The following is a 25,899-nucleotide window of genomic DNA, read 5'->3' as shown; positions in this document are numbered from 1 at the left end:
CGCCGTGGACGCCGGCTGGTACCCGCACACCAACCAGGTCGGCCAGACCGGCAAGTCCGTCTCCCCGCAGCTGTACATCGCCTCCGGCATCTCCGGCGCGATCCAGCACCGGGCCGGCATGCAGACCTCGAAGACGATCGTGGCGATCAACAAGGACGCCGAGGCCCCGATCTTCGACCTGGTCGACTACGGCGTGGTCGGCGACCTCTTCGACGTCGTCCCCGCCCTCACCGAGGAGATCAACACCCGCAAGGGCTGATCCCACTCCGGGTGTACGAGGCCCCCGTGACCGCTGAGGCGGTGGCGGGGGCCTCCGCTCATCCCAGGGTCAGGGACGTCTGCACCGGCAGGTGGTCGCTCGGGAACTGCCCGTTCATCGCAAAGGTGTTGATCGAGGCCCGGTGGACCGTGGTGCGAGGCGTGGCGAGGATCCAGTCGATGCGGTCGCCGTCCGGCGTCAGCGGTCTGTAGCCGTGGAAGGTCCCGTACAGCGGGCCGCGCTCGGCCGCGGCGTCCCACGTGTCGACGAGCCCTGCCGCCAGGAGGACGTCGTAGACCTGGTTGTTGTGGGCGGCCGCGTTGAAGTCGCCGGTCACGACGAACGGCAAGGACCGGTCTAGTTCCGTGATCCGTTCGACGATGAGGGACGCGGCGCGTTCGCGGGCGTACTGGTTCGCGTGGTCGAGGTGGGTGTTGAGGACGTGGAACTCCCGCCCGACGCGGTGCAGATCGCGGAAGCGGACCCAGGTGGCGATGCGCGGGAGCGAGCCGCCCCAGGTGTTCGAGCCGATCACCCTGGGGGTGTCGGAGAGCCAGAAGGTGTCGTGCTCGACCGGGGCCAGGCGCCGGGTGTCGTAGAAGATCGCCACGGACTCGTCGTGGCTGCCGCCCTCGCGGCCGGTGCCGATCCAGTCGTAGTGCGGTCCGAGGTCGGAGTGGATGTCGCGCAGCTGCTGGTAGAGGCCTTCCTGGGTGCCGATGATGTGGGGTGCCTCGCTGCGTAACAGCTCGCGCATCACCGGACGGCGGGCCGGCCAGCTGTTGGGTTCGGTGGTGCTCGCAAAGCGCAGATTGAAGGTCATGACGTCCAGGCGGCGGGTTCTCGCTTTGGCGGCCGAGGCCGGGACCGTGCCGAGTAACGGGACGGCGAGCGCGGCGGCCACCGCGGTTCTCAGGCCCATGCGACGCGTCATTCTGGTCGTGTTCACCATGTGATGCCCTCCCCAGAGGTCAGGATGAAGGTGCGAGCCGAAGTGTGAAAGGGGGCGTAGGGGTTCTCGGCGGCGGGAGTGAACGCCGTGGGTCAGGCTGTGGACAGGGTGTTGACCAGCGGGAAGCTTCACGGATAACTTCGCTCTACGGATTGTTGATTCCGTCAGGCGGAAAATAGGAGGATGCGGGATGGGCCAGCAGGAGCAGGTGGCGACGAGCCTCGCGGGCGCCGTGAGCGAGGAGATCAGCGCCTCCCTCGCGCCGGTCGACGCCGAACTGGAGCGCCGCTACCCCGGAGACCCCGGCAGCCGCCAGCCCGTCCACACCGTCTACGTCCCCGGCGACGTCTTCGCCGCCGACACCCTCCGCTCCTGGGGCGACCAGGCCCTCGCCGCCCTCGACGAGCACGCTCCCGACGCCGCCTCCTTCGCCGCCGTCCTCGGTCTGAGCGACGAACTGGCCGCGCCCGTCTACGACCGTGTGCGCGCCAAGCTGGAACGCGAGCCCATCGAGGACCTGCGTGTCGACTTCGAGGACGGCTACGGCCCCCGCCCGGACGCCGAGGAGGACGAGACGGCGGCCCGCGCGGCGCGGCTGATCGCGGAGGCGTACAAGAACGGCACGGCGGCGCCGTACATGGGCATCCGCATGAAGTGCATGGAGGCGGCCGTCCGCGACCGTGGCATCCGCACCCTCGACATCTTCCTCACCGGCCTGATGGAGGCCGGCGGGCTGCCCGACGGGCTGGTTCTGACGCTGCCCAAGGTGACGTACGCCGAGCAGGTCACCGCCATGGTCCGCCTTCTCGAGGCCTTCGAGAAGGCGCGCGGCCTCGAGCCCGGCCGGATCGGCTTCGAGATCCAGATCGAGACCAGCCAGTCCATCCTCGCCACCGACGGCACCGCGACGGTCGCCCGCATGATCCAGGCCGCCGAGGGCCGTGCCACCGGGCTGCACTACGGCACCTTCGACTACAGCGCCTGCCTCGGCGTCTCCGCCGCCTACCAGGCCAGCGACCACCCGGCCGCCGACCACGCCAAGGCGATCATGCAGGTCGCGGCCGCCGGCACCGGCGTACGCGTGTCGGACGGCTCGACGAACGTCCTGCCGGTCGGCCCGACCGAGAAGGTCCACGACGCCTGGCGGCTGCACTACGGCCTCACCCGCCGCGCCCTGGCCCGCGCCTACTACCAGGGCTGGGACATGCACCCCGGCCACATCCCCACGCGGTACGCGGCCGTCTTCGCCTTCTACCGCGAGGGCTTCGAGCAGGCCGCCGCCCGCCTCGCCCGCTACGCGAACCGCGCCGGCGGCGACGTCATGGACGAGCCCGCCACCGCCAAGGCCCTCAGCGGCTACCTGCTGCGCGGCCTGGACTGCGGCGCCCTCGACATCGCCGAGGTCGCCCGGCTGACCGGTCTGACCCGCACCGACCTGGAAGGCTACGCGGCGCCCCGGCGGGGCGACCTGACCGCCTCCGCGCAGCAGAAGTAGCGGCCCTGTCACAGCCGTAACCATCGTCTGGCGCCGTCACCCCTGCCCCGTAGTCTGTACGCACGCATTGACGTGTCACAGGAACGGGGCAGCGGTGTCTTCGGGGGAGACCTCCAACGGAAACGGCCAGGCGGACGGGACCGGTCGGCTGCTGGCGGGGCGCTATCGCGTCGTGGGCCAGCTCGGCCGTGGCGGCATGGGCGTCGTCTGGAGAGCCGTCGACGAGGTCCTCGGCCGCGAGGTCGCGGTCAAGGAGCTGCGCACCTACACCGACTCCGACGGGCCCGAACTCGCCGACCTGCGGCTGCGGATGCAGCGGGAGGCGCGGGCGGCGGCCCGGGTGCGCCACCCCGGAGTCGTGGCCGTGCACGACGTGGCCGAGGTCGACGGACGCCCGCTGATCGTCATGGAGCTGGTCGACGGCCCCTCCCTGGACGAGGTACTGCGCGAGCGCGGCCCCCTCGACCCGCGCGAGGCGGCCGGAATCGGCGCCAAGGTCATGGACGCGCTGGCCGCCGCCCACCGGGCCGGTGTCCTGCACCGCGACGTGAAGCCCGGCAACATCCTGCTCGAGGAGTCCGGCCGCGTCGTACTGACGGACTTCGGCATCGCGGCCATGGACGATCCGGGCGACGGAGCGGCCACCCAACTGACCCGCACCGGCCATCTCGTCGGCTCCCTGGACTACATGGCCCCCGAGCGGGCCCAGGGCGCCGACCCCGGCCCGGCCTCGGACGTCTGGGCCCTGGGCGCCACGCTGTACGCCGCGGTCGAGGGCGCCGCGCCCTTCCGCCGTACGTCGACCTTCTCCACGCTCACCGCGATCGTCACCGAGCCGCTCCCGGAGTCCCATCGTGCCGGGCCCCTCGGGCCCGTCCTCCAGCGGCTGCTGGAGAAGCAGCCCGAGTCCCGGCCGGAGGCGGAGGAGGCGCGTCAGCTGCTGCAGGCGGTGGCGGACACGGTCGTCCCGGACGCTCCGACGACGATGTTGCGGGGTACGGCGGCGCGGGCGGAGACGGAGCGCGGTGTCCCGGCGGTACTGCCGGGGTTCGGGCCGGCAGAGCCGGTGGCGCCCACGCCTCAGGGTTTCGCTCCGCCCGAGCCGGTGGGACCGGAGGTTCCGTCCTCGGCCGCCACGGGAGCCATGGCCACGAGCGCCCCGTCCCGCCGCAAGGGCCGCGCCCTGCTCGCCGCCGCGGCCGTCACCGTCGTCCTCGCAGCGGCCGGCGGCACCGTCGCCCTGCTGAACGGCTCGGGGGACGCCGAGGCCGGTGCGCGGCCCACGTCGTCCGCCACCTCCGCCGGCGCCTCCGCCTCGGCGTCCGGCAGTACCGACGCCGACCGTTCGGACGAGGCCAAGCCCACCGAGCAGGGCGACAAGAAGACCCCGACCGCGACCGAGGCGCCGGGCGGCGGGACCGAGGCCACGCCCACCGGCCGGGCCACCACGGCGTCCCCGACCAAGACTTCAGGCAGCGGCGGCGGGAACTCCGGCGGCAGCGGCACGACAGGCGGAGGCGGCGAGACCACCCCGGCCGCGGCCTGCTCCTCCGTCGGCGGCGGCAAGTACAACTGCGAGGTCTGGACGACCGCCAAGTCCTACACGGCCGACGGCACCGAGGTCGGTGTGCTCAACCAGGGCACCAACTACTTCTACTGCCAGCAGAATCTGGGCCGCCGCGAGACGTACGGCGAGTGGACCAACGTCTGGTGGGCGAAGACGGACGACGACAGCGGCAACACGAACGTCTACATCAGCGACGTCTACATCACGGGCGGGAACAACGACGAGCCGGTGCCCGGACTCCCGGTCTGCTGAACCGTCACGTACCTCTCCAGACCGGACGCCGTCACCAGCTTCTCCTGCGCGAACAGGCGCGTGCCCTTGTCGCACAGCCGCCGGTCGGCGCGGGCCCGGGCGCAGAACTCCTCGGGCGTGGCCCCGAACAGCTCCCTCAACCGTGCGTGCTCCACGAGCAGTTCGGTGAGCAGCTCCCGCTGGCCCGGGTGGGTGCGCGGCGCGCCGGTGCCGTTGTGCAGGACCCCGTGGCGGTTGACGTAGGAGTACACACCCGGGAGTGTCGCTCCGTCCGCCAGGTCGATCCGCACCTCGGGAGCGGGCAGCCAGGCGCGGCCGTAGTTGCCGTTCGCCCGAGGTACGCCTTCGCTCGCGTCGACCACAGTGAGCTGCTCGGCGTCGAGCCAGATGACGAACAACTCCCGTACGGCGTCGGGGCAGTTGAACGGGGACGCGGACACATACCCCATGCGGCTCACATGGGCGGAGACGCCCACGTCCACGCCCGTCACCCGGGCCTTCGCCATCGGGATCGGCGAGGTGATCCCGAACTCGGCCATCTTGTGCCGGAGTTGGGCCGGGCTGGCGTTGGAGCCGACCGCGAGGACGGGGGTGCGGTCCTCGTGCACCAGCCGGTCGAGGGGCAGCAGCCGGTCTCCGTCCAGGAGCCCCGACTCCCGTGGCCACGCTCCCGGGTAGAGCAGTGGATGGTCGCGTGGCGCCTCGGTGAGGCCGAGCGCTTCGAGAGTGAGGTCGTCCACGGGCCGCTCAGTCCGCCGGCGGCAGCTCGCCCGAGCCGCGGGTGATCAGCCGGGTCGGCAGCTCGATGCGCTCCGGGGTGAGCAGTGTGCCGTCCAGCTGGCGGAACAGGCGCTCGGCGGCCGTGCGGCCCAGGGTCGCCGCGTCCTGGGCGACGACGGTGACGCCCGGCTGCAGCAGGTCGGCCAGCTCGATGTCGTCGAAACCGACGAGGGCGACCGGGCGGGTCTGCTCGGCGAGGACGCGGATCACGGTGACCGTCACCCGGTTGTTGCCCGTGAAGATCGCCGTGACGGGAGAGGGACCCGACAGCATCTCCTCCGCGGCCCGGCGCACCCGCTCCGGATCGGTGACGCCCAGGGACGTCCAGGCAGCCTCCACCGGTATGCCCGCGTCCTCCATCGCGGCCCGGTAGCCGCGCAGCCGCTCGGCGGCCGTGTGGATGCGGGGCATGTCGCCGATGAAGCCGACTCTGCGGTGCCCGTGGGCGATGAGGTGGGCCACGCCGTCGCGGGCGCCGCCGAAGTTGTCGGAGAGGACGACGTCGGCGTCGATCTGCCCGGCCGGACGGTCCACGAACACCGTGGCGACGCCCGCCTTCAACTCCGGCTCCAGGTAACGGTGGTCGTCACCGGCCGGAATGACCACGAGCCCGTCCACCCGCCGTGCGCACAGCGCCAGCACCAGCTCCTGCTCGCGCTCCGGGTCCTCCGCGCTGGAGCCGTTGATGAGCAGGGCGCCGTTGGCGCGGGCCACCTCCTCCACCGAGCGGCTGAGCGGGCCGTAGAACGGGTCGGCGAGGTCTTCGAGGACCAGACCGATGCTGGCGGTGCGGCCCTTGCGCAGCACTCGCGCGCTGTCGTTGCGGCGGAAGCCGAGGGCGTCGATGGCCTCCTGGACGCGGCGCTCGGTCTCCGGGGTGACGCCCGGCTCGCCGTTGACCACGCGCGAGACCGTCTTGAGTCCGACTCCGGCGCGCGCGGCCACGTCCTTCATCGTGGGACGGTTGCCGTAGCGATTCGCGGAGAGGCGGGCAGCGAAGCGGTCTGCGCGGCTGTGGGTCTCGGGCACGATGCGGCGTCCTGTCCTGTCGTCCACGGGGAGGTGCGCACGGGAGGGGTGGGCACGGAGGGGGTGTGGCGTTCCATGATTTTGTATGAAGATGTGGCGTCGAGCATAGAGCCTGGACAACGTTGTCAGATGCGGGAGACACTGTCCACCGCAATCTCCGGCCTGCGCCCCCACCGCGAGACCGGCCTGCCCATTTCTCACGGTTGACGGGGAGAACTGACACTGATGCACACCGACCTAGTGGCTGCGCTCGACATCGGCGGCACCAAGATCGCCGGAGCGCTGGTGGACGGCCACGGCCGGATCCTGGCCCGCGCACAGCGCGCCACGCCCGCGCAGGAGGACGGCGAGACCGTCATGCGGGCCGTGGAGGAGACGCTCGGCGAACTCACCGCATCGCCGCTGTGGGGGCGCGCCACGGCCCTCGGTATCGGCAGCGCGGGCCCGGTGGACGCCTCCACCGGCACGGTCAGCCCGGTGAACGTGCCCGGCTGGCGCGACTACCCGCTCGTCCGGCGTGTCCGGGCCGCGGCGGGGGGCCTGCCCGTCGAACTGATCGGTGACGGCGTCGCGATCACGGCCGCCGAGCACTGGCAGGGCGCCGCGCGCGGCCACGACAACGCGCTCTGCATGGTCGTCTCGACGGGTGTCGGGGGCGGTCTGGTGCTGGGCGGCCAGTTGCATGCCGGCCCCACCGGCAACGCGGGCCACATCGGCCACATCAGCGTCGACATCGACGGCGACCCGTGTCCGTGCGGCTCGCGCGGCTGCGTGGAGCGCATCGCCAGCGGCCCGAACATCGCCCGTCGGGCACTCGAGAACGGCTGGCGGCCCGGCCCGGACGGTGACACCTCCGCCGCCGCGGTGGCCGACGCGGCCCGGGCCGGCGACCCGGTCGCCGTGGCTTCCTTCGAGCGGGCCGCGCAGGCGCTGGCGGCCGGGATCGCGGCCACCGCGACCCTCGTCGAGATCGACATCGCGGTGATCGGTGGAGGCGTGGGCAAGGCGGGCGACGTGCTGTTCGAGCCGCTCCGCAAGGCGCTGACCGACTACGCGACCCTCTCCTTCGTGCAGCGCCTCACGGTGGTGCCGGCGCAGATGGGCACGGACGCGGGGCTGGTGGGGGCGGCCGCGGCGGCGCTCGCGAAGAGGCCGGACGCGGCAGGCGTCTGAGAACGGGCCGAGCAGGAACGTTCACTCGCCGGGGCGAGACGGTCGAGGCCGCGCTCGCCCCGGCGGTGGGAACCGGGCCCGGGCTCCTCGGGATCCGACCGGTGGCTCCTCGTCGCTCAGCAGCTCAACAGCGCCTCTGCCCAGTCCGCATGATCCGAATCGATGCCGTCGCCGCCGTCGGTGACCACGAGCCGGACCACTTGGGCGCCGGTCACGTCCGCGGTGAGCGGCTGGGCGGGCAGGGCGTTGGTGAGGACGTCCGTCGAGGCGACCTTGCTGCCGTCCGCCCAGACCTCGAAGGCGACGGTCCCGTTCGCGCCCTTCTCGTCGTCGACACCGACGTCCGCGGTGACCGTCTCGCACGCGCTCCCGGTGTAGTACTCGACGGCACTCTCCGCATGGACACCGAGTCCCTTGCCGTACACCACCCCACCGATGGTGAGGGGGTGCCCGTCGCCCGCGGCGCTCTCCCCGTTGCTGGTGTTGCGCTCGACGGGCCCGTAGCCGTTGGCGGCCGACAACCATGGAAGGTCACCGAGCTCGGACATGCCCGAGGGCGGCGGCACCACCACGGACATCGTCAGCGGCAGCATGCTGTCGACGCGGATACCGGTCGGTGAGCGGTAACTCGCCTTGAGCGTCAGGTCGTACGACCCTGTCGGTGTCCCCGGTGGAACGGTGACCGACCATGTGGTGCGCAACGAACGGCCCGTCGGTACGACGCCCGAGCTCGTCGGTGAGGTCGCCTTCACCGTCCACGCCTCGGGTCCGCTCAGCGCCACCGAGACCTGCTTGGCGGGCGTACGGCCCAGGTCCGTCACTGTCGTCGCCAGCTTCGCCGTCCTGCCGGCCTCGATCAACGGGCTGCCGGCCAGGCCGAGTTCGACGGCGGGCGGGTGCTTGGCCCACGTGGGATCGGCCGAGACGCGTACGAGCACGGTGCCGTGCGCCGGGACGGTCGCCGAGATGGTGCCCGCGGTGTTGTAGCTGCGGTGCTGCCACAGGTCGCGCAGGGTGTAGGCGTCGGCGTCGGGCAGGCCGACGGCCTCGGCGCTGGTGGCGATCCGCTGCGGGCTGCCGGTCTCGTTGAACAGTGCCACCGCGCGGCTGCCGTCCCGCATCTCCTTGGCCACCACCCAGCGTCCGCCCTCGGAGGAGAGCACAGTGCCCTGCTTGCCCAGCGGGTCCTGGTCGACCGCGATCACCTCCTTGTTGCCAAGGATCTCGAAGGTCGCGTCGGAGGCCGTACGGAGGTCGGAGCCGATGAGGAGGGGCGCGGACATGATCGACCACATCGAGAAGTGCGAGCGGTACTCGGTGTCCGTCATGCCGCCGTTGCCGACTTCCAGCATGTCGGGGTCGTTCCAGTGTCCGGGACCGGCGTACGGCGCGAGCGGCAGATTCTCCTTGAGGATCGACAGCATCGACCCCCAGGTGTCGCTGATGTCACCGGTGGTGCGCCACAGGTGTCCGACATCGGCCGCCCATTCCCAGGGATTGTTCTGACCCCATTCGCAAATGCTGTAGACAATGGGCCGACCGGTCGCCTTGAGGGCGTCGCGCATAGTCGTGTAACGCAGCTTGGCGTCCACACCCTGGTTATTGCAGTTGTCGTACTTGAGGTAGTCCACGCCCCAGTCCGCGAACTGCTGGGCGTCGCTGTACTCGTGGCCCAGCGCACCGGGGAAACCGGCGCTGTTGCACGTCTTCGTGCCCGCGCTGGTGTAGATGCCGAGCTTGAGCCCCTTGGAGTGCACGTAGTCGGCGACGTCCTTGATTCCGTTCGGGAAGCGGACCGGGTCCGGCACCAGCTTGCCGTTCGCGTCCCGCTCGGGCAGCGCCCAGCAGTCGTCGAGGTTGACGTATTGGTATCCGGCGTCCTTGAGGCCCTTCTCGACGAAGATGTCCGCGATTCCCCTGACCATCTCGTCGTTGAACTCGGCCCGGCAGTGCGTGGAGTTCCAGTTGTTGAAGCCCATGGGCGGGGTGAGGGCGAGGCCGTCGGCCAGAGCGGGCCGGATGGTGTCCTGGACGGGGGCGGCCACGGCCGGCGCGGCGAGTCCCGCCGCGCACAGCAGGCCCGCGGTGAGTGCTCCGACCACTCTTCTGCGGGTTGTGCGGGTGCGAGGGTGACGCATCGTTACGTTCCTCCGAACCTGCGAAAGGTGGGATCATTTCATGTACGTGTCATGTGCGCGTTCACGGTAGGAGCTGTCGGACTCTGATGGAAGAGGTGCGGTAACGGTTGCTCGGTACCCCGTCAGGACCCCTTCGGGTGTGACGGGACATCGGATGTTCCGGCGAACTCCCGGTCTTATTTTGAACGCGTTCAAATGCGCGCTAGGCTTCTTCTCGAACAGAGGGGGAGTCTCATGAGATTCGTGCTGCCGGGAGGGACCGGCCAGATCGGAACGATCCTCGAGCGCGCGCTGACGGCCGCCGGCCACGACGTCCTGATCCTGACCAGGCGGCCGACGCGCGAGGGCGAGGTCTGCTGGGACGGTGCCACCCTGGGCCGCTGGGCCGAGCTGATCGACGGCAGCGACGTCGTGGTCAATCTCGCGGGCCGCAGTGTCAGTTGTCGCTACACCCCGGCCAACCTCAAGACCATGATGGACTCCAGGGTGGACTCCACCCGGGTCGTGGGCGAGGCCATCGCGGCCGCCGCACGGCCGCCCCGGGTCTGGCTTCAGATGAGCACCGCCACGGTCTACTCCCACCGCTTCGACGCCGCGAACGACGAGGCCACCGGGATCGCCGGCGGCACCGAACCAGGCGTCCCGGACTACTGGTCCTACAGCGTCGAGATCGCCGAGAACTGGGAGCGCGCGCAGGAGCGGGCCGACACCCCGCACACCCGCAAGGTCGCGCTGCGCTCGGCGATGGTGATGAGCCCCGACCGCGGCGGCGTCTTCGACGTCCTGTCGCGGCTGACCCGGCTCGGCCTCGGCGGACCGGTCGCGGGCGGCGCCCAGTACGTGTCCTGGATCCACGACCAGGACTTCGTCCGCGCGGTCGAGTTCCTGGTCGACCGGGACGACCTCGCCGGACCCGTGAACCTCACCGCCCCCGCACCGCTGCCGCAGCGCGCGTTCATGCGCGGGCTGCGCTCCGCCTGGGGCGTCCCGGCCGGGCTGCCCGCGACCAGGTGGATGGCGGAGCTCGGCGCGTTCGCGCTGCGCTCGGACACCGAACTGCTGTTGAAGAGCCGCAGGGTCGTCCCCGGGCGGCTGCGGGACGCGGGCTTCGCCTTCCGGTACGCCGAGTGGCCGCAGGCCGCCGACGACCTGGTGCAGCGTGCCCGGATCACTCGAAGGCCGGGCGTGACTCCTGTGCCGCTCGCCAGTTGAACCCGGCATGAAGAAGCGCAGCATGCTCGCCATCGCCTCCCTCGCCACCGGCTTCGTCGTCGCGGCGATCACCCCGTCCCATGCCCTGGGCGACGACCTCGGTGACATCGACGTCGACAAGACCCTCAGCACCCTCGACCACGCCATCGCCAGCGAAAGCCTGGACGGCGTCAACGAGGGCGCCCTCGGGCAGAACGGCTGACGAGGCCCGCAGGACCGTGGCGCCGGCGCCCTCTGGACGAGGGCCTGTCCGGCGGATGTGCGCGCCAGACCCCGCGTCTGCGACAGGATCCGCCGGAGAGGCCCTGGGGGGCGCCGGCGCCACTTTGTGCGCCCTCAGCTGCGGCTGGTTTCCGTGGCAGGGTGGAGCGGGCAAGCCTGAGGGGGTCAGCAGAAGAGGGGGAAACGTGATCGTCTGGATCAACGGCGCGTTCGGTGCGGGGAAGACCACCACCGCACGGGAACTGATCGAACTGATCCCGAACAGCACGCTCTTCGACCCCGAGGCCATCGGCGGAGCACTCGCACACCTGCTGCCGCCCAAGCGCCTCGCCGAGGTCGGCGACTTCCAGGACCTGCCGATCTGGCGACGTCTGGTGATCGACACGGCGGCAGCCATGCTCGCCGAGCTGGGGGGGACCCTCGTGGTCCCCATGACCCTGCTGCGCCAGGAGTACCGCGACGAGATCTTCGGCGGCCTCGCCGCCCGCCGGATCACGGTCCGGCATGTCCTTCTCGCCCCGGCTGAAACGATCCTGCGCGAGCGAATAGCCAACAGGGAGGTCCCACCGGACCTCCCCGACGGTGAGATGCGCATCCGGCAGTGGGCGTACGACCACATCGAGCCGTACCGCGCCGCCCTCGCCTCCTGGCTCACCGCCGACGCCCATCCGATCGACACCGGCGCCCTCACCCCGTACGAGACGGCCGTCCGGATCGCCGAGGCCGTCAGCTCCGGCTCCGCACCCGTCTGCGACATCGTGCAGACCCCCGAGCCGACCTCCGAGACGATCGCCGCCGGAGTGCTCCTCTTCGACGAGCAGGACCGGGTGCTGCTCGTCGACCCCACCTACAAGGCCGGCTGGGAGTTCCCCGGCGGCGTCGTCGAACCCGGCGAGGCGCCCGCGCGCGCCGGCATGCGTGAGGTCACCGAGGAGACCGGCATCCGCCTCGACGACGTACCCCGGTTGCTCGTCGTCGACTGGGAACGGCCCGTGCCTCCGGGCTACGGCGGACTGCGCCTCCTCTTCGACGGCGGACGCCTCGACTCCGCGGAGGCGGGACGACTCCTGCTGCCCGGACCCGAGTTGCGCGACTGGCGCTTCGTCACCGAGGAGGAGGCCGCCGACCTCTTGCCGCCGGTGCGCTACGAGCGGCTTCGGTGGGCCCTGCGGGCCCGGGAGCGCGGCGCGGCGCTGTATCTGGAGGCCGGTGTACCGGTCGGCTGAGATCCCCGGACTTGCCTTTTCCTTCCGGTAGTTGGAGGGGACTTTGCCATTCCGGAGACATGCCTTTCCGGGTTTGCCCGACCGGGGAAATTCCGAGGACAAAGCGAGGGTGAACTGTCGCCGTCCCGGTATGAAATGAAATCCGAATTACGCGTGTAAGCGTTCTACCGTCGGTGCGCAGCCCAGTTCTCCCGCGGCCGTCGGCCGCCTCTCACAGGCCGGATCCACCGCCGGTCGAAGGAGGGACATGCGCGCTCACCCATCGGCCCTCGCCCGGGGTCTCACGCTCGCCGCCGGGCTGGTTCTCGCCCTCGCCGCCTGCAGCAGCGGCGGCGGGGGCGGCGGCTCCGGCAGCGGTACCTCGGCGGGACTCACGTCCTGCACGACCAAGGGCAAGGCGGACACCTGCAACTCCGGTGCCACGAAAGCCGGCGGCACCTTCACCTACGTGCTGGAGAAGAACATCCAGCAGTGGAACGTCCAGGACGCCAACGGCAACACCTTCGAGAACGGCGAGGCCCTCGGCGTCGTCCTGCCCCAGGTCTTCGTCCCCCAGCCCGATCTGACCGTCGCCCTCAACACCGATCTGGTCACCTCGGCGACCCAGACGGGCACCGGCCCCCAGACCATCGTCTACAAGATCAACCCGAAGGCATCGTGGAACGACGGAACCCCGATCACCGCCGACGACTTCGTCTACTACTGGCGCACCAACGACGGCAAGGACTGTCCGCCGCCTCCCGCCAGTGACGCCACCCAGACCAAGGGCTGCCTGCCGCAGAGCACGGCCGGCTACGACCGCGTCAAGTCGGTCACCGGCTCCGACGGCGGCAAGACCGTCACCGTCGTGATGGCCAAGCCGTTCTCCGACTGGAAGTCCCTGTTCGGCGCGGGCTATCCGCTGTACCCGGCGCACGTCGCCGAGAAGCTCTCCGGCGCGAAGACCGGCGACGCCGCCCATATGACGGCGGCTCAGATGACCGAGGGCTGGCAGTACTTCCAGAAGACCCCGCCCACCAAGTACGCGACGGCGGGGCCGTACAAGATGCAGCAGTGGGTGGACAACGACCACGCCACCTACGTCCCCGACCCCAAGTGGTGGGGCGCGCACAAGCCGAGCCTGCAGCGGCTGATCTTCAAGGTCATCACGGATGCCACGCAGGAGCCGATCGCCCTGCAGAACAACGAGGTCCAGGGCATCTACCCGCAGCCCGAGGTCGACCTGGTCAAACAGGTCAAGGACATTCCCAACGTCACCTACACCATCGGCAACGGCCTGAACTGGGAGCACTTCGACCTCAACCTGCACAACCCGGTGATCGGCAAGTACAAGGCCCTGCGCCAGGCGATGTTCACGGCGATCAGCATCAAGGACATCGTGTCCAAGACGGTCGGCCAGTTCGACCCGAAGGTGAACCACCTCGGCAACCACAACTTCGTGCCCGGTCAGGCGGGTTACCAGGACGTGGTGACCGCCACCGGACAGGGATCGGGTGACCTGGCCAAGGCGAAGAAGTACCTGACCGACGCCCGGTTCACCGGTGTGGGCACGGCTCTGAAGACCCCGGACGGAAAGACCGTCGGCCCCTTCAACTGCCGCTACACCACCGGCAACCAGATCCGGCAGAGCGAGTGCCAGATCCTGCAGAGCAACCTGGCGAGCCTCGGCATCAAGGTCACCATCAAGCCGATCGGCGCCGCCGACCTCGGCACGGTCCTGGTGGGGCACCAGTACGACATCATCGTCTTCGCCTGGGTCGCCTCGCCGTTCCCCTCCAGCAACGCCCAGCAGAACTGGGTCACCGGAGGCGGCGGCAACTACGGCGGCTACAGCGACAAGACGGTCGACAAGCTGGTCGCCCAGGCCGTCGGCGAGACCGACCAGACCAAGGCGGCCGCGCTGCTCAACCAGGCCGACAAGATCATGACGGACGACGCCTACGTCCTGCCGCTGTACCAGAAGCCGACGTTCCTGGCGGTGCAGACGCGGTTCGTGAACGTGCGGGACAACGCCACGAACGTGGGGCCGCCGTACAACACCGCCGAGTGGGGGCTGAAGAAGTAGGCCAGTGAGCGGTTCTGTCGAGCCCGGCCCGGGCGACCCCCGGGCCGGGACCCCGCTCACACGTCCGAGAGAAGAACCGCATGCTCGCCTACACCGTGCGCCGCATCCTCGTCTCCGTCCCCGTCCTGATCGCCTCGACGTTCATCGTGTTCCTGGTCGTCGTCAACTCCGGCGACCCCGTGGCGAACTTCGCCACCTCACGGCAGCCCGCCCCCAGCAAGGCCGCCGTGCAGGCCTTCGCCCGGCACATCCATGCCGACCAGCCCGTCCTGGAGCGCTACTGGAACTGGATCACCGGAGTGCTGCACGGCGACTTCGGCCCGTCCGTGCAGACGAACCTGAACATAGGGCACGACCTGTTCACACGCTTCCGGGTGACCGTCACCCTGGTCGCCGCCGCCATGCTGATCGCCCTGATCCTGTCCGTGCTGTTCGGGGCGTTCAGCGCGATCCGCCAGTACACCGCCGCCGACTACTCGATCACCTTCGTCGGGTTCCTGTTCCTCGCGATGCCGGTGTTCTGGTTCGCCGTCCTGCTCAAGCAGGCGGGAATCTGGATCAACGAGAAGACCGGCAGCCAGTTCCTCGGCACGATCGGCGAGAAGTCGCCGTATCTGAACGTCGACACCCCCTGGAACGAGTTCGTCGACCGCATCGGCCACCTCGCCCTGCCCACCATCACCCTCGCCCTGGTCTCCTTCGCCTCCTGGACCCGCTACACCCGCGCCTCCATGCTCGAAGTCCTCAACAGCGACTACGTACGACTGGCCCGCGCCAAGGGACTCCGACGGGGCAGGGTCATCACCCGGCACGCCCTGCGCACCGCCCTCATCCCGCTCGCCACCGTCACCGCGCTCGACGTCGCGAGCATCCTGGGCGGGGCGGTGGTCACGGAGACGATCTTCCAGTGGCACGGGATGGGAGAAATGCTCGTGCAGGCGGCCTCGACCGTCGACGTCTACCGGCTCATGGCCTGGCTGCTGCTGTCCGCGGTGGTCGTCATCGTCTTCAACCTGCTCGCCGACCTCCTCTACGCCGTCCTCGACCCGAGGATCCGCTATGACTGACATCGAAGCGCCCGGGGCCGCGGGCACTCAAGTTCCGTTCACCGACGGCGAGTTCACGGTAGGGCAGCGCAGTCAGACCCAGCTGGTCCTGCGCCGCTTCCTGCGCCACCGGGCCGCCGTGATCAGCCTGGTCGTCTTCCTGCTGATCGCGCTGTGGGCGTTCGTGGGGCCGTACTTCTGGCACTACTCGTACCGGAAGTTCACCCCCGACAACTCCCAGTCCCCGTCCTGGAAGCACCCGTTCGGGACGGACTCCTCCGGGTACGACGCCTACGCCCAGGTCATGCGCGGCACCCAGACCTCGCTGAAGATCGCCGTCATGATCGCGCTCGGCTCCACCCTGGTCGGCGCGGTCTGGGGAGCGATGGCCGGCTTCTACCGGGGTGTCGTCGACGCGGTCATGATGCGGATCGCCGATCTCGTCCTGACCCTGCCGCTGCTGGCCATCGCCCTGGTCATCTCCTCCCGCAGCGGCGGCTCCTGGTACTGGATCGCTCTCGTCATCGCGGGGCTGACCTGGGCGTACGTGGCCCGGGTCGTGCGCTCCAGCGTGCTGTCGCTGCGCGAGAAGGAGTTCGTGGAGGCGGCGCGGGCACTGGGCTCCTCGGACGCGCGGATCATCTTCCGGCACCTGCTGCCGAACGCGCTCGGCCCGATCATCGTCAACGCGACCGTCCTGGTGGCCACCGGCATCCTCACCGAGACCGCCCTGTCCTTCCTCGGCTTCGGCGTCCAACCGCCCGACACCTCACTGGGGTTGCTGGTCGCCCAGGCCCAGACGGCCGTCGACACCCGGCCCTGGCTCTTCTATATCCCCGGCGCCTTCATCATCGCCATCGCCCTGACCGTCAACTTCATCGGCGACGGCCTGCGCGACGCCTTCGACCCCCGGCAGCAAAGGGTGCGACAGTGACGGAATCCGTGCTCGAAGTGGACGGCCTCACCGTGGAGTTCCCCACGGAGGACGGGACCGTACGGGCCGTGCGCGGCGTCGGCTACCGCCTCGAACGGGGCGAGGCCCTGGGGATCGTCGGTGAGTCGGGATCGGGGAAGTCCGTGACCGCGCTCGCCGTGATGGGGCTCCTCCCGGCCACCGCGCGGGTGCGCGGCTCGGTGCGGTTCGAGGGGGAGGAGCTGCTCGGCCTGTCCGACGCGCGGCTGTCGGACGTACGCGGCAAGGGCATCGCGATGATCTTCCAGGACCCGATGACCTCCCTCAACCCGGTCCACCCGGTCGGCTACCAGATCGCCGAGACCCTGCTCAGGCACAACCCCGACCTCAAGGCCCGCGGCGCCCGTGCGCGGGCGGTCGACCTGCTCGGCACGGTCGGCATCCCGAGCCCCGAGCGGCGCGTGGACGCCTATCCGCACGAGATGTCCGGCGGTATGCGCCAGCGCGTCGTCATCGCCATTGCCATGGCGAACGACCCGGACGTGATCATCGCCGACGAGCCCACCACCGCGCTCGACGTCACCGTGCAGGCCCAGGTCCTCGACGCGCTGGAGACCGCCCGCGCAGAGACCGGAGCGGCCCTCGTCCTCATCACCCACGACCTGGGGGTGGTGGCGGGCCACACGGACCGGGTGGCCGTCATGTACGCGGGACGGATGGTGGAGACCGGCTCGGTCGAGGACATCTTCTACACCCCGCGCATGCCCTACACCCTCGGCCTGCTGGGCTCCCTGCCCCGCCTCGACCGTGAGGAGGCCCGCCTCACCCCGATCACCGGCTCCCCGCCCTCACTGCTCCACCTGCCGCCCGGCTGTCCCTTCGCGCCCCGCTGTCCCCTGCGCCGGGACGCTTGCGACGGCGCGGAGCCGCCGCTGCGTCCGGCGGGCGGCGACGGCCACCTCAGCGCTTGCCACTTCTCCGAGGAACTCGTCGGCACCGGCGCCGGGGAGGTCTTCGAGGCGGCCGGCGCGGACTCGGCGGCTCTGGCCCGGTTCGCCGAGGCGGCACCCGTGAACACCCCCGAGGAGGACGCCGTATGAGCGCGCCTGCGCAGGTTGCCGACGCCTTGTCCCCGCTGCCCGGTCACGGCGGCACCGGAGAGCCCGTGCTTCAAGTCCGCGATCTCGTCAAGCACTTCCCCGTGATGTCCCACGGTGTCGTACGCCGCCGGGTGGGTGACGTGCACGCCGTGTGCGGGGTCTCCTTCGACCTGCACGAGAACGAGACCCTGGGCCTGGTGGGGGAGTCCGGCTCGGGCAAGACGACGATCTCGCGCACCGTGCTGGGCCTGGAGTCCGCGACCTCCGGACAGGTCCGTTACCGGGGCCGTGAGCTCACCGAGCTGAGCCGGCGCCGGATGCGGCCGCTGCGGCGCGAGCTGCAGATCGTCTTCCAGGATCCGTACGCCTCCCTCGACCCGCGGATATCGGTGCACGAGATCGTCGCCGAACCCCTGCGGATCCACGGCCGTTACGGGCCCGGCGCCGACGACGAGGTGCGTGAGCTGCTGCGGCTCGTCGGGCTCAACCCCGAGCACGGCAACCGCTACGCGCACGAGTTCTCCGGCGGCCAGCGTCAACGCATCGGCATCGCACGGGCATTGGCGCTGCGTCCCCGCGTGGTCGTGCTGGACGAACCGGTCTCGGCGCTGGACGTGTCGATCCAGGCCGGGATTCTGAACCTGCTGATGGATCTACAGAGCGAACTCGGCCTGTCCTTCCTCTTCGTGGCGCACGACCTGTCGGTGATGCGGCACGTGGCCGACCGGGTGGCCGTCATGTACCTGGGCCGGCTGGTCGAGATCGCGCCAGCCCGGCAGCTGTTCGCCCGCCCCGCGCACCCGTACACCCAGGCCCTGGTCTCGGCCATCCCCCTGCCCGACCCGCGCAAGGAACGCGCCCGCACGCGCATCACGGTGCAGGGGGACGTCCCGAGCCCGGTCCGTCCGCCGAGCGGCTGCCGGTTCCGTACCCGGTGCCCCAAGTTCGCGGGCCAGTTGACCGTGAGCGAGCGGGCGGCCTGCGTCGAGGAGGTGCCCGCGCTGGTGGACCGGGGTGGGGGCAACCCGGTGGCCTGCCACTATGCGGAGAGCGTGGAGCTGTTGTAGGCGAACCCCAGTACCTCGGCGGACGGGTACGAGGTCAGCCTGCTCTCCTGCTCCAGGCGGCGGTTGAAGTCGCCCACTGTCGCGGCGAGTTGCGCGTACCGGGAGATGATTCCGGAGGCGACCTGGGGGATGCCCTCGGGGTGCGTCTCGCCGTCGGCGCACGCGCGGATGAAGTCCTCGCGCTCGTCCCTGCTGTAGCCGTACTGGTCGACGACCAACCAGTGCACCAGGTAGGAGAAGGCGTAAGCGCGGTCGTAGTGACGGTGACGGTCGAAGAAGTCGCGCTCCTGCGCGGCGAGTTGGAAGCGCGGAGAGAGGGCGAGCCCGTAGTCGGCGAGGTAGAGCTGCCGACCGTCGGTGAGGATGTTGCCGAAGTGGGCGTCGAAGTGCAGGAGCCGCTGCTCGTGGAGGAAGTCGGTGGCGGCCTTGAGGCCCGTTTCCACCAGGGCGCAGGCGGAGTCGGCTTCGTCCGTGCGCAGTTGGGCCCCGAGCCAGTCATGGAGGGTGTGCGGGAGGTACTCCAGGAACAGCGTCAGGCTCGCGGACGCCGTACGCATGGCCTCGATGTGGTCGCGCAGGTGCGGCGAGCCGCCCCAGTAGGCCACGGCCCGTTCCGCGTCGGCCAGTTCCTCGGGGAGTGGCTGCTCTGCGTCGGGGAGCACCCGCCAGTGATGCATCAGTGGGAAGCCCGGGAACCGGTCGGACAGTACCCAGTTGGTCGTCATCTCGTGCACGGCCAGCTCACGCCAGGCGCCGAAGCCCGGACTGGGGATGCCGCCGATGCCGTAGTGGCAGAAGGCCGGCATCCCGAACACGTTGGCCGTGGACCGTACGTTCTCCGGCCGCCGCTCGATGTCGGTGAGCGGCATCCGCTTCACGAAGACCTTCCTGCCGTCGACCTCGATCAGCGCCGAACGCCCGCCGATCCCGGTCCCGAGGGGCGCACCGGCCTCGACCAGCTCGGCGAGTTCGTGGTCGGAGAGCAGGGCGAGGGCGGTGGCGATGTCGGTGTGGGTGGTGAGGCGCTCGGTGTAGGGCATGGCCCCATGATCCGGGGGATGCCCTACACGGCAAGGCTCAACTCCCCGCGTAGTTGCGCAGGAAGAGCGCCTCCGTCACCGAGAGGCGCTCCAGTTCATCGGGGGACACGCTCTCGTTGACCGCGTGGATCTGGGCCTCCGGCTCGCTCAGGCCGATGAGGAGGATCTCCGCGCTCGGGTAGAGGGCCGCGAGGGTGTTGCAGAGCGGGATGGAGCCGCCCTGGCCGGCGTACTGCATCTCCTGGCCGGGGTAGGCGACCGACATCGCCTCGGCCATCGCCGCGTACGCCGGGCTGGTCGTGTCCGCGCTGAACGCCTGCCCCTGGCCGATCTGCTCGGTGCGCACCCGGGCGCCCCACGGCGTGTGCGCCTCCAGGTGGGCCTGGAGCAGCTTGGTCGCATGGGCGGCGTCGACGCCCGGCGGCACGCGCAGGCTGACCAGCGCGCGGGCGCCCGCCTGCACGGACGGGGTGGCGCCGACGACCGGCGGGCAGTCGATGCCGAGGACGGTGACGGCCGGGCGCGCCCAGATGCGGTCGGCGACCGTGCCGTCGCCGATCAGCTGGACGCCGTCCAGGACCTTGGCGTCCTTGCGGAACTGCTCCTCGTCGTACTGCAGGCCGTCCCAGCCGGTTTCCGGGGCCAGCCCGTCGACCGTCGTCGAACCGTCCTCCGCGCGCAGCGAGTCCAGGACGCGGATCAGCGCGCCGAGCGCGTCGGGGGCGGCGCCGCCGAACTGGCCCGAGTGCAGGTTGCCTTCGAGGGTGTCGATCTGCACGCGGACGAGGGTCATGCCGCGCAGGGTGGAGGTGACTGTCGGCAGCCCGACGCGGAAGTTGCCCGCGTCGCCGATGACGATGGTGTCCGCTTCGAGGAGGTCGGGGTGGGCCTCGGCGTACCGCTCCAGGCCGCCCGTGCCCATCTCCTCAGAGCCCTCGGCGATGAACTTGACGTGGACCGGTATGCCGCCGTTCGCCTTGAGCGCGCGCAGCGCGAGCAGGTGCATGATCACGCCGCCCTTGCAGTCGGCGGCACCGCGCCCGTACCAGCGGCCGTCGCGCTCGGTCAGTTCGAAGGGCGGGGTCGTCCAGGCGGACACGTCCAGCGGCGGCTGCACGTCGTAGTGCGCGTAGAGGAGGACCGTCTTCGCGCCCTCGGGGCCGGGCAGGTAGCCGTAGACCGACTGCGTGCCGTCCGGGGTGTCGAGCGCGGCGACGTCCTGGAAACCCTCGGCGGTGAGCGCGTCCGCGACCCAGCGCGCGGCGCCCTCGCTCTCGCTCTTGGGGAACTGGTCGAAGTCCGCCACCGACTGGAATGCCACCAGTTCGGTGAGCTCCGCCTTCGCCCTGGGCATCAGCGAGGCGACGGTCTCGGCGACCGGATTCGACGACATGGGCACGCTCCTTGTGGGTGCGACGTTGTACCTGTGAATGATGCCGATCCTCCCACAGCGGCCTGCGGCGACGTCCGCCGTAGGATGCGGGAGGCAGGTATGGCGGACGGCTTGATCGGGAGCAGCAGACCATCGTGAGCAGCGAGAACTCTTCGGCGGACGACGTGCGGCAGGTGTGGGACGTCGTCGTGGTGGGCGCGGGACCCGCGGGGGCCTCGGCCGCCTACGCGGCGGCGGTCGCGGGACGGCGCGTGCTGTTGCTGGAGAAGGCCGAGCTGCCCCGGTACAAGACGTGCGGCGGCGGCATCATCGGTCCCTCGCGCGACTCCCTGCCGCCCGGCTTCGAGCTGCCGCTCCGCGACCGGGTGCACGCGGTCACGTTCTCGCACAACGGCCGCTTCACCCGTACCCGGCGCTCCAAGCAGATGCTGTTCGGGCTGATCAACCGGCCCGAGTTCGACCAGCAGCTCGTCGAGCACGCGCAGAAGGCGGGCGCCGAGCTGCGCACGGGCGTCACCGTCCAGCGGGTCGAGCAGCACGGTTCGGCCGTGCCGGACCGGCGGTCGGTGGCCGTGGTCCTGCAGGGCGGCGAGACGCTGCTCGCGCGGGCGGTCGTCGGGGCCGACGGCAGTGCCAGCCGCATAGGAGCACATGTCGGGGTGAAGCTCGACCAGGTGGATCTCGGCCTGGAGGCGGAGATCCCGGTGCCCGAGACGGTCGCCGAGGACTGGAAGGGGCGGGTGCTCCTCGACTGGGGCCCGATGCCCGGCAGTTACGGCTGGGTCTTTCCCAAGGGCGACACCCTGACGGTCGGGGTGATCTCGGCGCGCGGCGAGGGCTCGGCCACGAAGCGGTATCTGGAGGACTTCGTCGCCCGGCTCGGCCTCGCCGGGTTCGAACCGAGCATCTCCTCCGGCCACTTGACCCGCTGCCGCGCCGACGACTCGCCGCTCTCACGCGGGCGGGTGCTCGTGTGCGGAGACGCGGCGGGCCTTCTGGAGCCGTGGACGCGCGAGGGCATCTCGTTCGCGCTGCGGTCGGGCCGGCTCGCGGGGGAGTGGGCGGTGCGGATCGCGGAGGCGCACGACGCCGTGGACACCCGGCGGCAGGCGCTGAACTACGCGTTCGCGATCAAGGCGGGGCTCGGTGTCGAGATGAGCATCGGCAAGCGACTGCTGACCCTGTTCGAACGCCGTCCCGGGCTGTTCCACGCGGCCCTGACCGGCTTCCGGCCCGCCTGGAACGCGTTCAAGGAGATCACCCGGGGTTCGACCTCGCTGGCCGAGATCATCCGCGGCCGTCCGATGGCCCAGCGCGCGCTGGCCGCGCTGGACCGGCGTGCGGTGGAGGCGGAGGGCGGCGAGGTCACTTCCTGACCGTGATCCTGAAGACGGGGTGGTCGGGTGCGGCCGCGATGATCTCCTCGTCGGAGGACTTGGCCGTGACCCCCTGGAAGTACTGGTTGACCTCCCAGCCCCACTTCTCCAGGTAGGTCCGCACGACCGGGAGCTTCTCCGCGTCGGGAAGCTCCACGGCGGCGAACTCGCGGACCTTGCGGCCGACGCGCAGCTCGCCGCCGCCGGCCGCGCGCATGTTGCGCACCCACTGGGAGTGGCCGCGCGCCGAGACCAGGTACTGCTCTCCCTCGTACGTGTGCGGGTTGACCGGGATCCGCTGCATCTTGCCGCTCTTGCGGCCGCGCACGGACATCTCCGCGGTGCCGGCGAGGCTGAAGCCGTGCCGGGCCAGCCAGCCGATGATGCCGTTCAGCCGGACGTTGAGCGGGCTGCCCTTGAGGTAGTACGACGAAGACATGGTGACCCCCACGGATACGGAGAGCGGTGCTCTCGTTCGAGTGCGGTGCTCTCGCTTGGAATGAGTGTGCACGAGATCGGTGATCCAAAGCAAGAGCAGTGCTCTCTTTTTAGATTGCTGCTCTCGTTTGTGTGCACTGCTCTGGATTCATGGGACACTGCCCTGCATGAGCAGCACCCCACAAGGCGCCCGTGCCCGAGCCCGCATCGAAGTCACCGCGGCCATCAAGGACGAGGCCCGCAGACAGCTCGCGGCCGAAGGCGCCGCCAAGCTCTCGCTGCGGGCCGTGGCCCGCGAGCTCGGCATGGTGTCCTCCGCGCTCTACCGCTACTTCCCCAGCCGCGACGAACTGCTGACCGCGCTCATCATCGACGCCTACAACTCCCTCGGTGAGGCGGCGGAGGCGGCGCATGACGCGGTCGCCGACGCCGGGCACGTCCGGCGCTGGATCGCGGTGTGCGAAGCCGTACGGGCCTGGGCGCTCGGGCATCCGCACGAGTACGCGCTGATCTACGGCTCGCCGGTCCCCGGCTACACGGCCCCGCAGACGACCGTTCCCGCCGCCGCCCGCGTGGGCCTCCTCCTCATCGCCATCGTCCGCGACGCCCACCAGGGCCCCGGCCTGACCAACTCCCCACTCCCCGCCGACCTGCACCCCGAGGCCGACCGCATGACCGCCGACCTCGCCCCCGACCTCCCGCCCGAGGCGGTCACCGCACTCGTCGCCTCCTGGGCCCAGCTGTACGGCCTCGTCGGCTTCGAGCTGTTCGGCCAGTTCAACCGGGTGGTGGAGGACCGCGAGCCGTTCTTCCGGCATGCGGTGGAGCGGCTCGCGCACGGGGTGGGCCTCAAGTAACAGATGTCCGACGTACTTCGCGGGGAGTACCCGTGATCACCACGCTCGGGTGACGCCCTGCCGGCCTCGTGGCGTCTAGCGTGGCGCTCATGGATGAGCAGCACGTACGAGGCGGCGGCCCGCCGTGGTGGAACCGCTGGGGTGAGGACGTCCAAGGGGCGCGGTGGCCCTGGCGGTCCACCGTGCTGATCACCGTCTTCGTGCTGGTCGGGTCGCACTTCGCGGCCCATCAGCAGGTGGGTGAGCGAGCCGACCTCGACTTCTTCGCGCGGGTGCTGCTGTTCGTCGGCTCGGCGCTGCTGCTGTGGCGTAGGCGGTATCCGGTGCTCGTCGTGTTCGGTACGGCGGCGGCCGCGATGCTGTATCTGGGCGCCGGGTACCCGTACGGGCCGGTCTTCGTGACCGTCGCCCTGGCCTGCTTCAGCGCCATCGTCGCGGGGCACCGTAGAGCCGCCTGGGCGGCGCTGGGGATGCTCTGGGCCGGGCACGTACTGCTTGCGCACTGGCTGTACCGGTGGCTGCCGCCGTCCGGTGACTCCGCCGCCTCCTGGGGACAGGAGGGCGTGGTCGCCGCCTGGATGATCACGATCGTCGCCGTGTCGGAACTGGTCCGGACCCGCCGCGAGCAGTGGGCCCGTGACCGGGCCGAGCGCGCCCAGGCCGCGCGTCGGCGCGCCGACGAGGAACGGCTGCGGATCGCCCGCGAACTGCACGACGTGCTCGCGCACAGCATCTCGGTCATCAACGTGCAGGCGGGCGTCGGCCTCGCGCTCCTCGACACCGACCCCGAGCAGGCGCGCACGGCGCTCACCACCATCAAGGCCGCGAGCAAGGAGGCGCTCGGCGAGGTGCGCCAGGTGCTCGACACGCTGCGCACGCCGGGTGACGCGCCGCGCGCTCCGGCGCCCGGCCTCGACCGGCTGCCCGAGCTGGCGGCCCAGGCGGCGAGCGCGGGCCTCACGGTCGAGGTGGAGGGAGTGCCGCCGCACCTCGCGCCCGGCACGGATCTCGCGGCGTTCCGCATCGTCCAGGAGGCCCTCACCAACGTCGTACGGCACTCGGGCTCGCGGCACGCGCGCGTGCGGCTCGATCACGACGGGGGCGCGCTACGACTCCGTATCGACGACGACGGACCCGCGACCGGAGCCGACGCGGGCGGCAGCGGGAACGGTCTGGCCGGAATGCGGGAGCGGGCCGCCGCCCTGGGTGGCACGATCGAGGCGGGACCGCGCCCCGACGGAGGGTTCCGGGTGCTCGCCGTACTGCCCGCGAAGGCGAAGGCCAAGGCCAAGGAGGACGACCGGTGATCCGCGTACTGCTCGCCGACGACCAGTCACTCGTGCGGGCCGGCTTCCGGGCGCTGCTCGACGCGCAGCCCGACATCGAGGTGGCCGGGGAGGCCTCCGACGGCGAGGAGGCACTGCGCAAGGTGCGCGAACTGCGGCCCGACGTCGTCCTGATGGACATCCGGATGCCGACGCTGGACGGGCTGGCCGCGACCCGGCGCATCACCGAGGACGTGGCCCTTCATGAGGTCAAGGTGGTCATGCTCACCACCTTCGAACTCGACGAGTACGTCTTCGAGGCGATCCGTTCGGGCGCCTCCGGGTTCCTGGTCAAGGACACCGAGCCGGAGGAACTCCTGCGCGCCGTACGGTCGGTGGTCGGGGGCGACGCCCTGCTGTCGCCCGGTGTGACCCGCCGTCTGATCGCCGAGTTCGCGGCTCGGTCAAAGGAGCCCGCGACCGGCGACGCCCTCGCCGAACTCACCGAGCGGGAACGGGAGGTGATGGCCCTGGTCGGCATCGGCCTGTCCAACGAGGAGATCGCCCGCCGCCTGGTCGTCAGCCCGCTCACCGCGAAGACCCACGTCAGCCGCACCATGGTCAAGCTGGGCGCTCGGGACCGGGCCCAACTCGTCGTGCTGGCCTACGAGTCGGGATTGGTGCGGCCGGGCTGGCTGGGCTGAGACCGGCCGTCCCGGAAGCGGACCAGCACACTGATCACCCGGGCGACGAAGAGCACGGGCGCGAGCACGAGGCCGGTACGCACCAGCAACAGCTCCAGGGTGTACGGCAGATCGAACAGCAGCGCCGGACCGGCCACCGCCCCGAACAGCACCGCCGCCGCGAACGCCGCGCTGACCAACGCGTACCCGATCTCGACGGTCATCGCATCCCGCTCGGCCTGGCCGCGCCGTCCCCCGTAACCACTCATCCCCGAAGTCTCACAGCCGTGCGCCCGGCGGAGCAAGCAGGCTCCGCCGGGCGCACGTGTCGGAGGCGTCCCCCTGGGCGCG

The 25,899-nt window shown here is 70.7% G+C and carries 24 protein-coding genes; 16 read left to right on the top strand and 8 right to left on the bottom strand.

Features of this window, described 5'->3' with window-relative positions:
* Nucleotides 1-259, top strand: a 259-nt coding sequence (locus IG08_RS0144835; protein WP_199821051.1) for an electron transfer flavoprotein subunit alpha/FixB family protein, incomplete at its 5' end; no start/stop codon positions are given.
* A gap of 58 nt (nt 260-317) precedes the next feature.
* On the opposite strand, the gene IG08_RS0144830 is transcribed toward IG08_RS0144835, so the two are convergent.
* Nucleotides 318-1,211 carry an endonuclease/exonuclease/phosphatase family protein gene (locus IG08_RS0144830; RefSeq protein ID WP_030617655.1) on the bottom strand — a complete coding sequence of 298 codons (894 nt, stop codon included), beginning with the start codon at nt 1,209-1,211 and terminating at the stop codon, nt 318-320.
* Nucleotides 1,212-1,401: 190 nt separating this feature from the next.
* Here IG08_RS0144830 and IG08_RS0144825 point away from each other — a divergent pair, with 190 nt between their 5' ends.
* On the top strand, nt 1,402-2,706 hold the full coding sequence (locus IG08_RS0144825; RefSeq protein ID WP_030617653.1) for a DUF6986 family protein: 1,305 nt from the start codon (nt 1,402-1,404) through the stop codon (nt 2,704-2,706).
* Nucleotides 2,707-2,800: 94 nt separating this feature from the next.
* Nucleotides 2,801-4,525 (top strand): serine/threonine-protein kinase, encoded by a 1,725-nt coding sequence (locus tag IG08_RS0144820; RefSeq protein WP_030617650.1) that lies wholly within the window; start codon nt 2,801-2,803, stop codon nt 4,523-4,525.
* On the opposite strand, the gene IG08_RS0144815 is transcribed toward IG08_RS0144820, so the two are convergent.
* Nucleotides 4,471-5,265, bottom strand: a complete 795-nt coding sequence (locus IG08_RS0144815) for a hypothetical protein (protein ID WP_030617636.1) — start codon at nt 5,263-5,265, stop codon at nt 4,471-4,473. The genes IG08_RS0144820 and IG08_RS0144815 overlap by 55 nt on opposite strands.
* 7 nt (nt 5,266-5,272) lie before the next feature.
* Nucleotides 5,273-6,334, bottom strand: coding sequence for a LacI family DNA-binding transcriptional regulator (locus IG08_RS0144810; RefSeq protein WP_030617635.1), 1,062 nt, complete (start codon nt 6,332-6,334; stop codon nt 5,273-5,275).
* A 225-nt stretch (nt 6,335-6,559) separates the two neighbouring features.
* On the opposite strand from IG08_RS0144810, the gene IG08_RS0144805 reads away from it, so the two are divergent.
* Nucleotides 6,560-7,507, top strand: a complete 948-nt coding sequence (locus tag IG08_RS0144805) for an ROK family protein (protein ID WP_030617633.1) — start codon at nt 6,560-6,562, stop codon at nt 7,505-7,507.
* A gap of 116 nt (nt 7,508-7,623) precedes the next feature.
* Here IG08_RS0144805 and IG08_RS0144800 read toward each other — a convergent pair whose 3' ends face one another.
* Nucleotides 7,624-9,645 carry an NPCBM/NEW2 domain-containing protein gene (locus tag IG08_RS0144800; protein ID WP_199821050.1) on the bottom strand — a complete coding sequence of 674 codons (2,022 nt, stop codon included), beginning with the start codon at nt 9,643-9,645 and terminating at the stop codon, nt 7,624-7,626.
* A gap of 234 nt (nt 9,646-9,879) precedes the next feature.
* On the opposite strand from IG08_RS0144800, the gene IG08_RS0144795 reads away from it, so the two are divergent.
* From IG08_RS0144795 to IG08_RS0144760, 8 genes are all read left to right on the top strand, one after another.
* Nucleotides 9,880-10,857: a TIGR01777 family oxidoreductase gene (locus IG08_RS0144795; protein WP_030617628.1), complete on the top strand. Its 978-nt coding sequence runs from the start codon at nt 9,880-9,882 to the stop codon at nt 10,855-10,857.
* A gap of 7 nt (nt 10,858-10,864) precedes the next feature.
* Complete coding sequence (locus IG08_RS0144790) at nt 10,865-11,059, top strand: hypothetical protein (protein ID WP_030617626.1); 195 nt, start codon at nt 10,865-10,867, stop codon at nt 11,057-11,059.
* Nucleotides 11,060-11,264: 205 nt separating this feature from the next.
* Nucleotides 11,265-12,305: an NUDIX hydrolase gene (locus IG08_RS0144785; protein ID WP_030617624.1), complete on the top strand. Its 1,041-nt coding sequence runs from the start codon at nt 11,265-11,267 to the stop codon at nt 12,303-12,305.
* Nucleotides 12,306-12,552: 247 nt separating this feature from the next.
* A complete protein-coding gene (locus tag IG08_RS0144780) occupies nt 12,553-14,370 on the top strand; it encodes an ABC transporter family substrate-binding protein (RefSeq protein WP_030617622.1) in 1,818 nt (605 codons plus the stop codon).
* Nucleotides 14,371-14,450: 80 nt separating this feature from the next.
* A complete protein-coding gene (locus tag IG08_RS0144775; protein ID WP_030617620.1) occupies nt 14,451-15,437 on the top strand; it encodes an ABC transporter permease in 987 nt (328 codons plus the stop codon).
* A complete protein-coding gene (locus IG08_RS0144770) occupies nt 15,430-16,350 on the top strand; it encodes an ABC transporter permease (RefSeq protein ID WP_030617618.1) in 921 nt (306 codons plus the stop codon). The genes IG08_RS0144775 and IG08_RS0144770 overlap by 8 nt, the downstream gene beginning before the upstream one ends.
* Complete coding sequence (locus IG08_RS0144765; protein ID WP_030617616.1) at nt 16,347-17,429, top strand: ABC transporter ATP-binding protein; 1,083 nt, start codon at nt 16,347-16,349, stop codon at nt 17,427-17,429. Before IG08_RS0144770 ends, IG08_RS0144765 begins: the two co-directional genes overlap by 4 nt.
* Nucleotides 17,426-18,496, top strand: a complete 1,071-nt coding sequence (locus tag IG08_RS0144760) for an ABC transporter ATP-binding protein (RefSeq protein WP_043456704.1) — start codon at nt 17,426-17,428, stop codon at nt 18,494-18,496. The genes IG08_RS0144765 and IG08_RS0144760 overlap by 4 nt, the downstream gene beginning before the upstream one ends.
* Here the strand turns inward: IG08_RS0144760 and IG08_RS0144755 are convergent.
* Nucleotides 18,469-19,536: a protein kinase family protein gene (locus IG08_RS0144755; protein ID WP_030617611.1), complete on the bottom strand. Its 1,068-nt coding sequence runs from the start codon at nt 19,534-19,536 to the stop codon at nt 18,469-18,471. The genes IG08_RS0144760 and IG08_RS0144755 overlap by 28 nt on opposite strands.
* 37 nt (nt 19,537-19,573) lie before the next feature.
* Nucleotides 19,574-20,929, bottom strand: a complete 1,356-nt coding sequence (locus IG08_RS0144750) for a dipeptidase (protein ID WP_030617608.1) — start codon at nt 20,927-20,929, stop codon at nt 19,574-19,576.
* Between the two features lie 134 nt (nt 20,930-21,063).
* On the opposite strand from IG08_RS0144750, the gene IG08_RS0144745 reads away from it, so the two are divergent.
* Entirely contained in the window at nt 21,064-22,305 is a 1,242-nt protein-coding gene (locus tag IG08_RS0144745) for a geranylgeranyl reductase family protein (protein ID WP_043456702.1), read from the top strand.
* On the opposite strand, the gene IG08_RS0144740 is transcribed toward IG08_RS0144745, so the two are convergent.
* Complete coding sequence (locus IG08_RS0144740) at nt 22,295-22,744, bottom strand: nitroreductase family deazaflavin-dependent oxidoreductase (RefSeq protein WP_030617601.1); 450 nt, start codon at nt 22,742-22,744, stop codon at nt 22,295-22,297. The genes IG08_RS0144745 and IG08_RS0144740 overlap by 11 nt on opposite strands.
* A gap of 166 nt (nt 22,745-22,910) precedes the next feature.
* Between IG08_RS0144740 and IG08_RS0144735 the strand changes: the two genes are divergently transcribed.
* From IG08_RS0144735 to IG08_RS0144725, 3 genes are all read left to right on the top strand, one after another.
* On the top strand, nt 22,911-23,600 hold the full coding sequence (locus IG08_RS0144735; RefSeq protein ID WP_030617598.1) for a TetR/AcrR family transcriptional regulator: 690 nt from the start codon (nt 22,911-22,913) through the stop codon (nt 23,598-23,600).
* Between the two features lie 89 nt (nt 23,601-23,689).
* The gene (locus IG08_RS0144730; RefSeq protein WP_030617594.1) at nt 23,690-24,907 is read left to right on the top strand and encodes a sensor histidine kinase; all 1,218 of its coding nucleotides are present in this window, start codon (nt 23,690-23,692) and stop codon (nt 24,905-24,907) included.
* Entirely contained in the window at nt 24,904-25,569 is a 666-nt protein-coding gene (locus tag IG08_RS0144725; RefSeq protein ID WP_030617591.1) for a response regulator, read from the top strand. The genes IG08_RS0144730 and IG08_RS0144725 overlap by 4 nt, the downstream gene beginning before the upstream one ends.
* On the opposite strand, the gene IG08_RS0144720 is transcribed toward IG08_RS0144725, so the two are convergent.
* Nucleotides 25,530-25,817: a DUF6332 family protein gene (locus IG08_RS0144720; RefSeq protein WP_030617587.1), complete on the bottom strand. Its 288-nt coding sequence runs from the start codon at nt 25,815-25,817 to the stop codon at nt 25,530-25,532. The two genes, IG08_RS0144725 and IG08_RS0144720, sit on opposite strands and share 40 nt — an antisense overlap.
* Nucleotides 25,818-25,899 lie beyond the last annotated feature (82 nt).

This window comes from Streptomyces fulvoviolaceus, from assembly GCF_000718165.1.
Classification (GTDB): Bacteria; Actinomycetota; Actinomycetes; order Streptomycetales; family Streptomycetaceae; genus Streptomyces; species Streptomyces fulvoviolaceus.
This window is presented reverse-complemented; position numbering and strand designations above follow the sequence as displayed.

Excerpts from the sequence above, each read along its gene's own strand:
- IG08_RS0144740 (WP_030617601.1), bottom strand. The coding sequence starts at position 22,744 with ATGTCTTCGTCGTACTACCTCAAGGGCAGCCCGCTCAACGTCCGGCTG.
- IG08_RS0144750 (WP_030617608.1), bottom strand. The coding sequence starts at position 20,929 with ATGTCGTCGAATCCGGTCGCCGAGACCGTCGCCTCGCTGATGCCCAGG.
- IG08_RS0144830 (WP_030617655.1), bottom strand. The coding sequence starts at position 1,211 with ATGGTGAACACGACCAGAATGACGCGTCGCATGGGCCTGAGAACCGCG.
- IG08_RS0144790 (WP_030617626.1), top strand. The coding sequence starts at position 10,865 with ATGAAGAAGCGCAGCATGCTCGCCATCGCCTCCCTCGCCACCGGCTTC.
- IG08_RS0144795 (WP_030617628.1), top strand. The coding sequence starts at position 9,880 with ATGAGATTCGTGCTGCCGGGAGGGACCGGCCAGATCGGAACGATCCTC.
- IG08_RS0144770 (WP_030617618.1), top strand. The coding sequence starts at position 15,430 with ATGACTGACATCGAAGCGCCCGGGGCCGCGGGCACTCAAGTTCCGTTC.
- IG08_RS0144760 (WP_043456704.1), top strand. The coding sequence starts at position 17,426 with ATGAGCGCGCCTGCGCAGGTTGCCGACGCCTTGTCCCCGCTGCCCGGT.
- IG08_RS0144805 (WP_030617633.1), top strand. The coding sequence starts at position 6,560 with ATGCACACCGACCTAGTGGCTGCGCTCGACATCGGCGGCACCAAGATC.
- IG08_RS0144780 (WP_030617622.1), top strand. The coding sequence starts at position 12,553 with ATGCGCGCTCACCCATCGGCCCTCGCCCGGGGTCTCACGCTCGCCGCC.
- IG08_RS0144730 (WP_030617594.1), top strand. The coding sequence starts at position 23,690 with ATGGATGAGCAGCACGTACGAGGCGGCGGCCCGCCGTGGTGGAACCGC.
- IG08_RS0144755 (WP_030617611.1), bottom strand. The coding sequence starts at position 19,536 with ATGCCCTACACCGAGCGCCTCACCACCCACACCGACATCGCCACCGCC.
- IG08_RS0144825 (WP_030617653.1), top strand. The coding sequence starts at position 1,402 with ATGGGCCAGCAGGAGCAGGTGGCGACGAGCCTCGCGGGCGCCGTGAGC.
- IG08_RS0144775 (WP_030617620.1), top strand. The coding sequence starts at position 14,451 with ATGCTCGCCTACACCGTGCGCCGCATCCTCGTCTCCGTCCCCGTCCTG.
- IG08_RS0144735 (WP_030617598.1), top strand. The coding sequence starts at position 22,911 with ATGAGCAGCACCCCACAAGGCGCCCGTGCCCGAGCCCGCATCGAAGTC.
- IG08_RS0144720 (WP_030617587.1), bottom strand. The coding sequence starts at position 25,817 with ATGAGTGGTTACGGGGGACGGCGCGGCCAGGCCGAGCGGGATGCGATG.
- IG08_RS0144800 (WP_199821050.1), bottom strand. The coding sequence starts at position 9,645 with ATGCGTCACCCTCGCACCCGCACAACCCGCAGAAGAGTGGTCGGAGCA.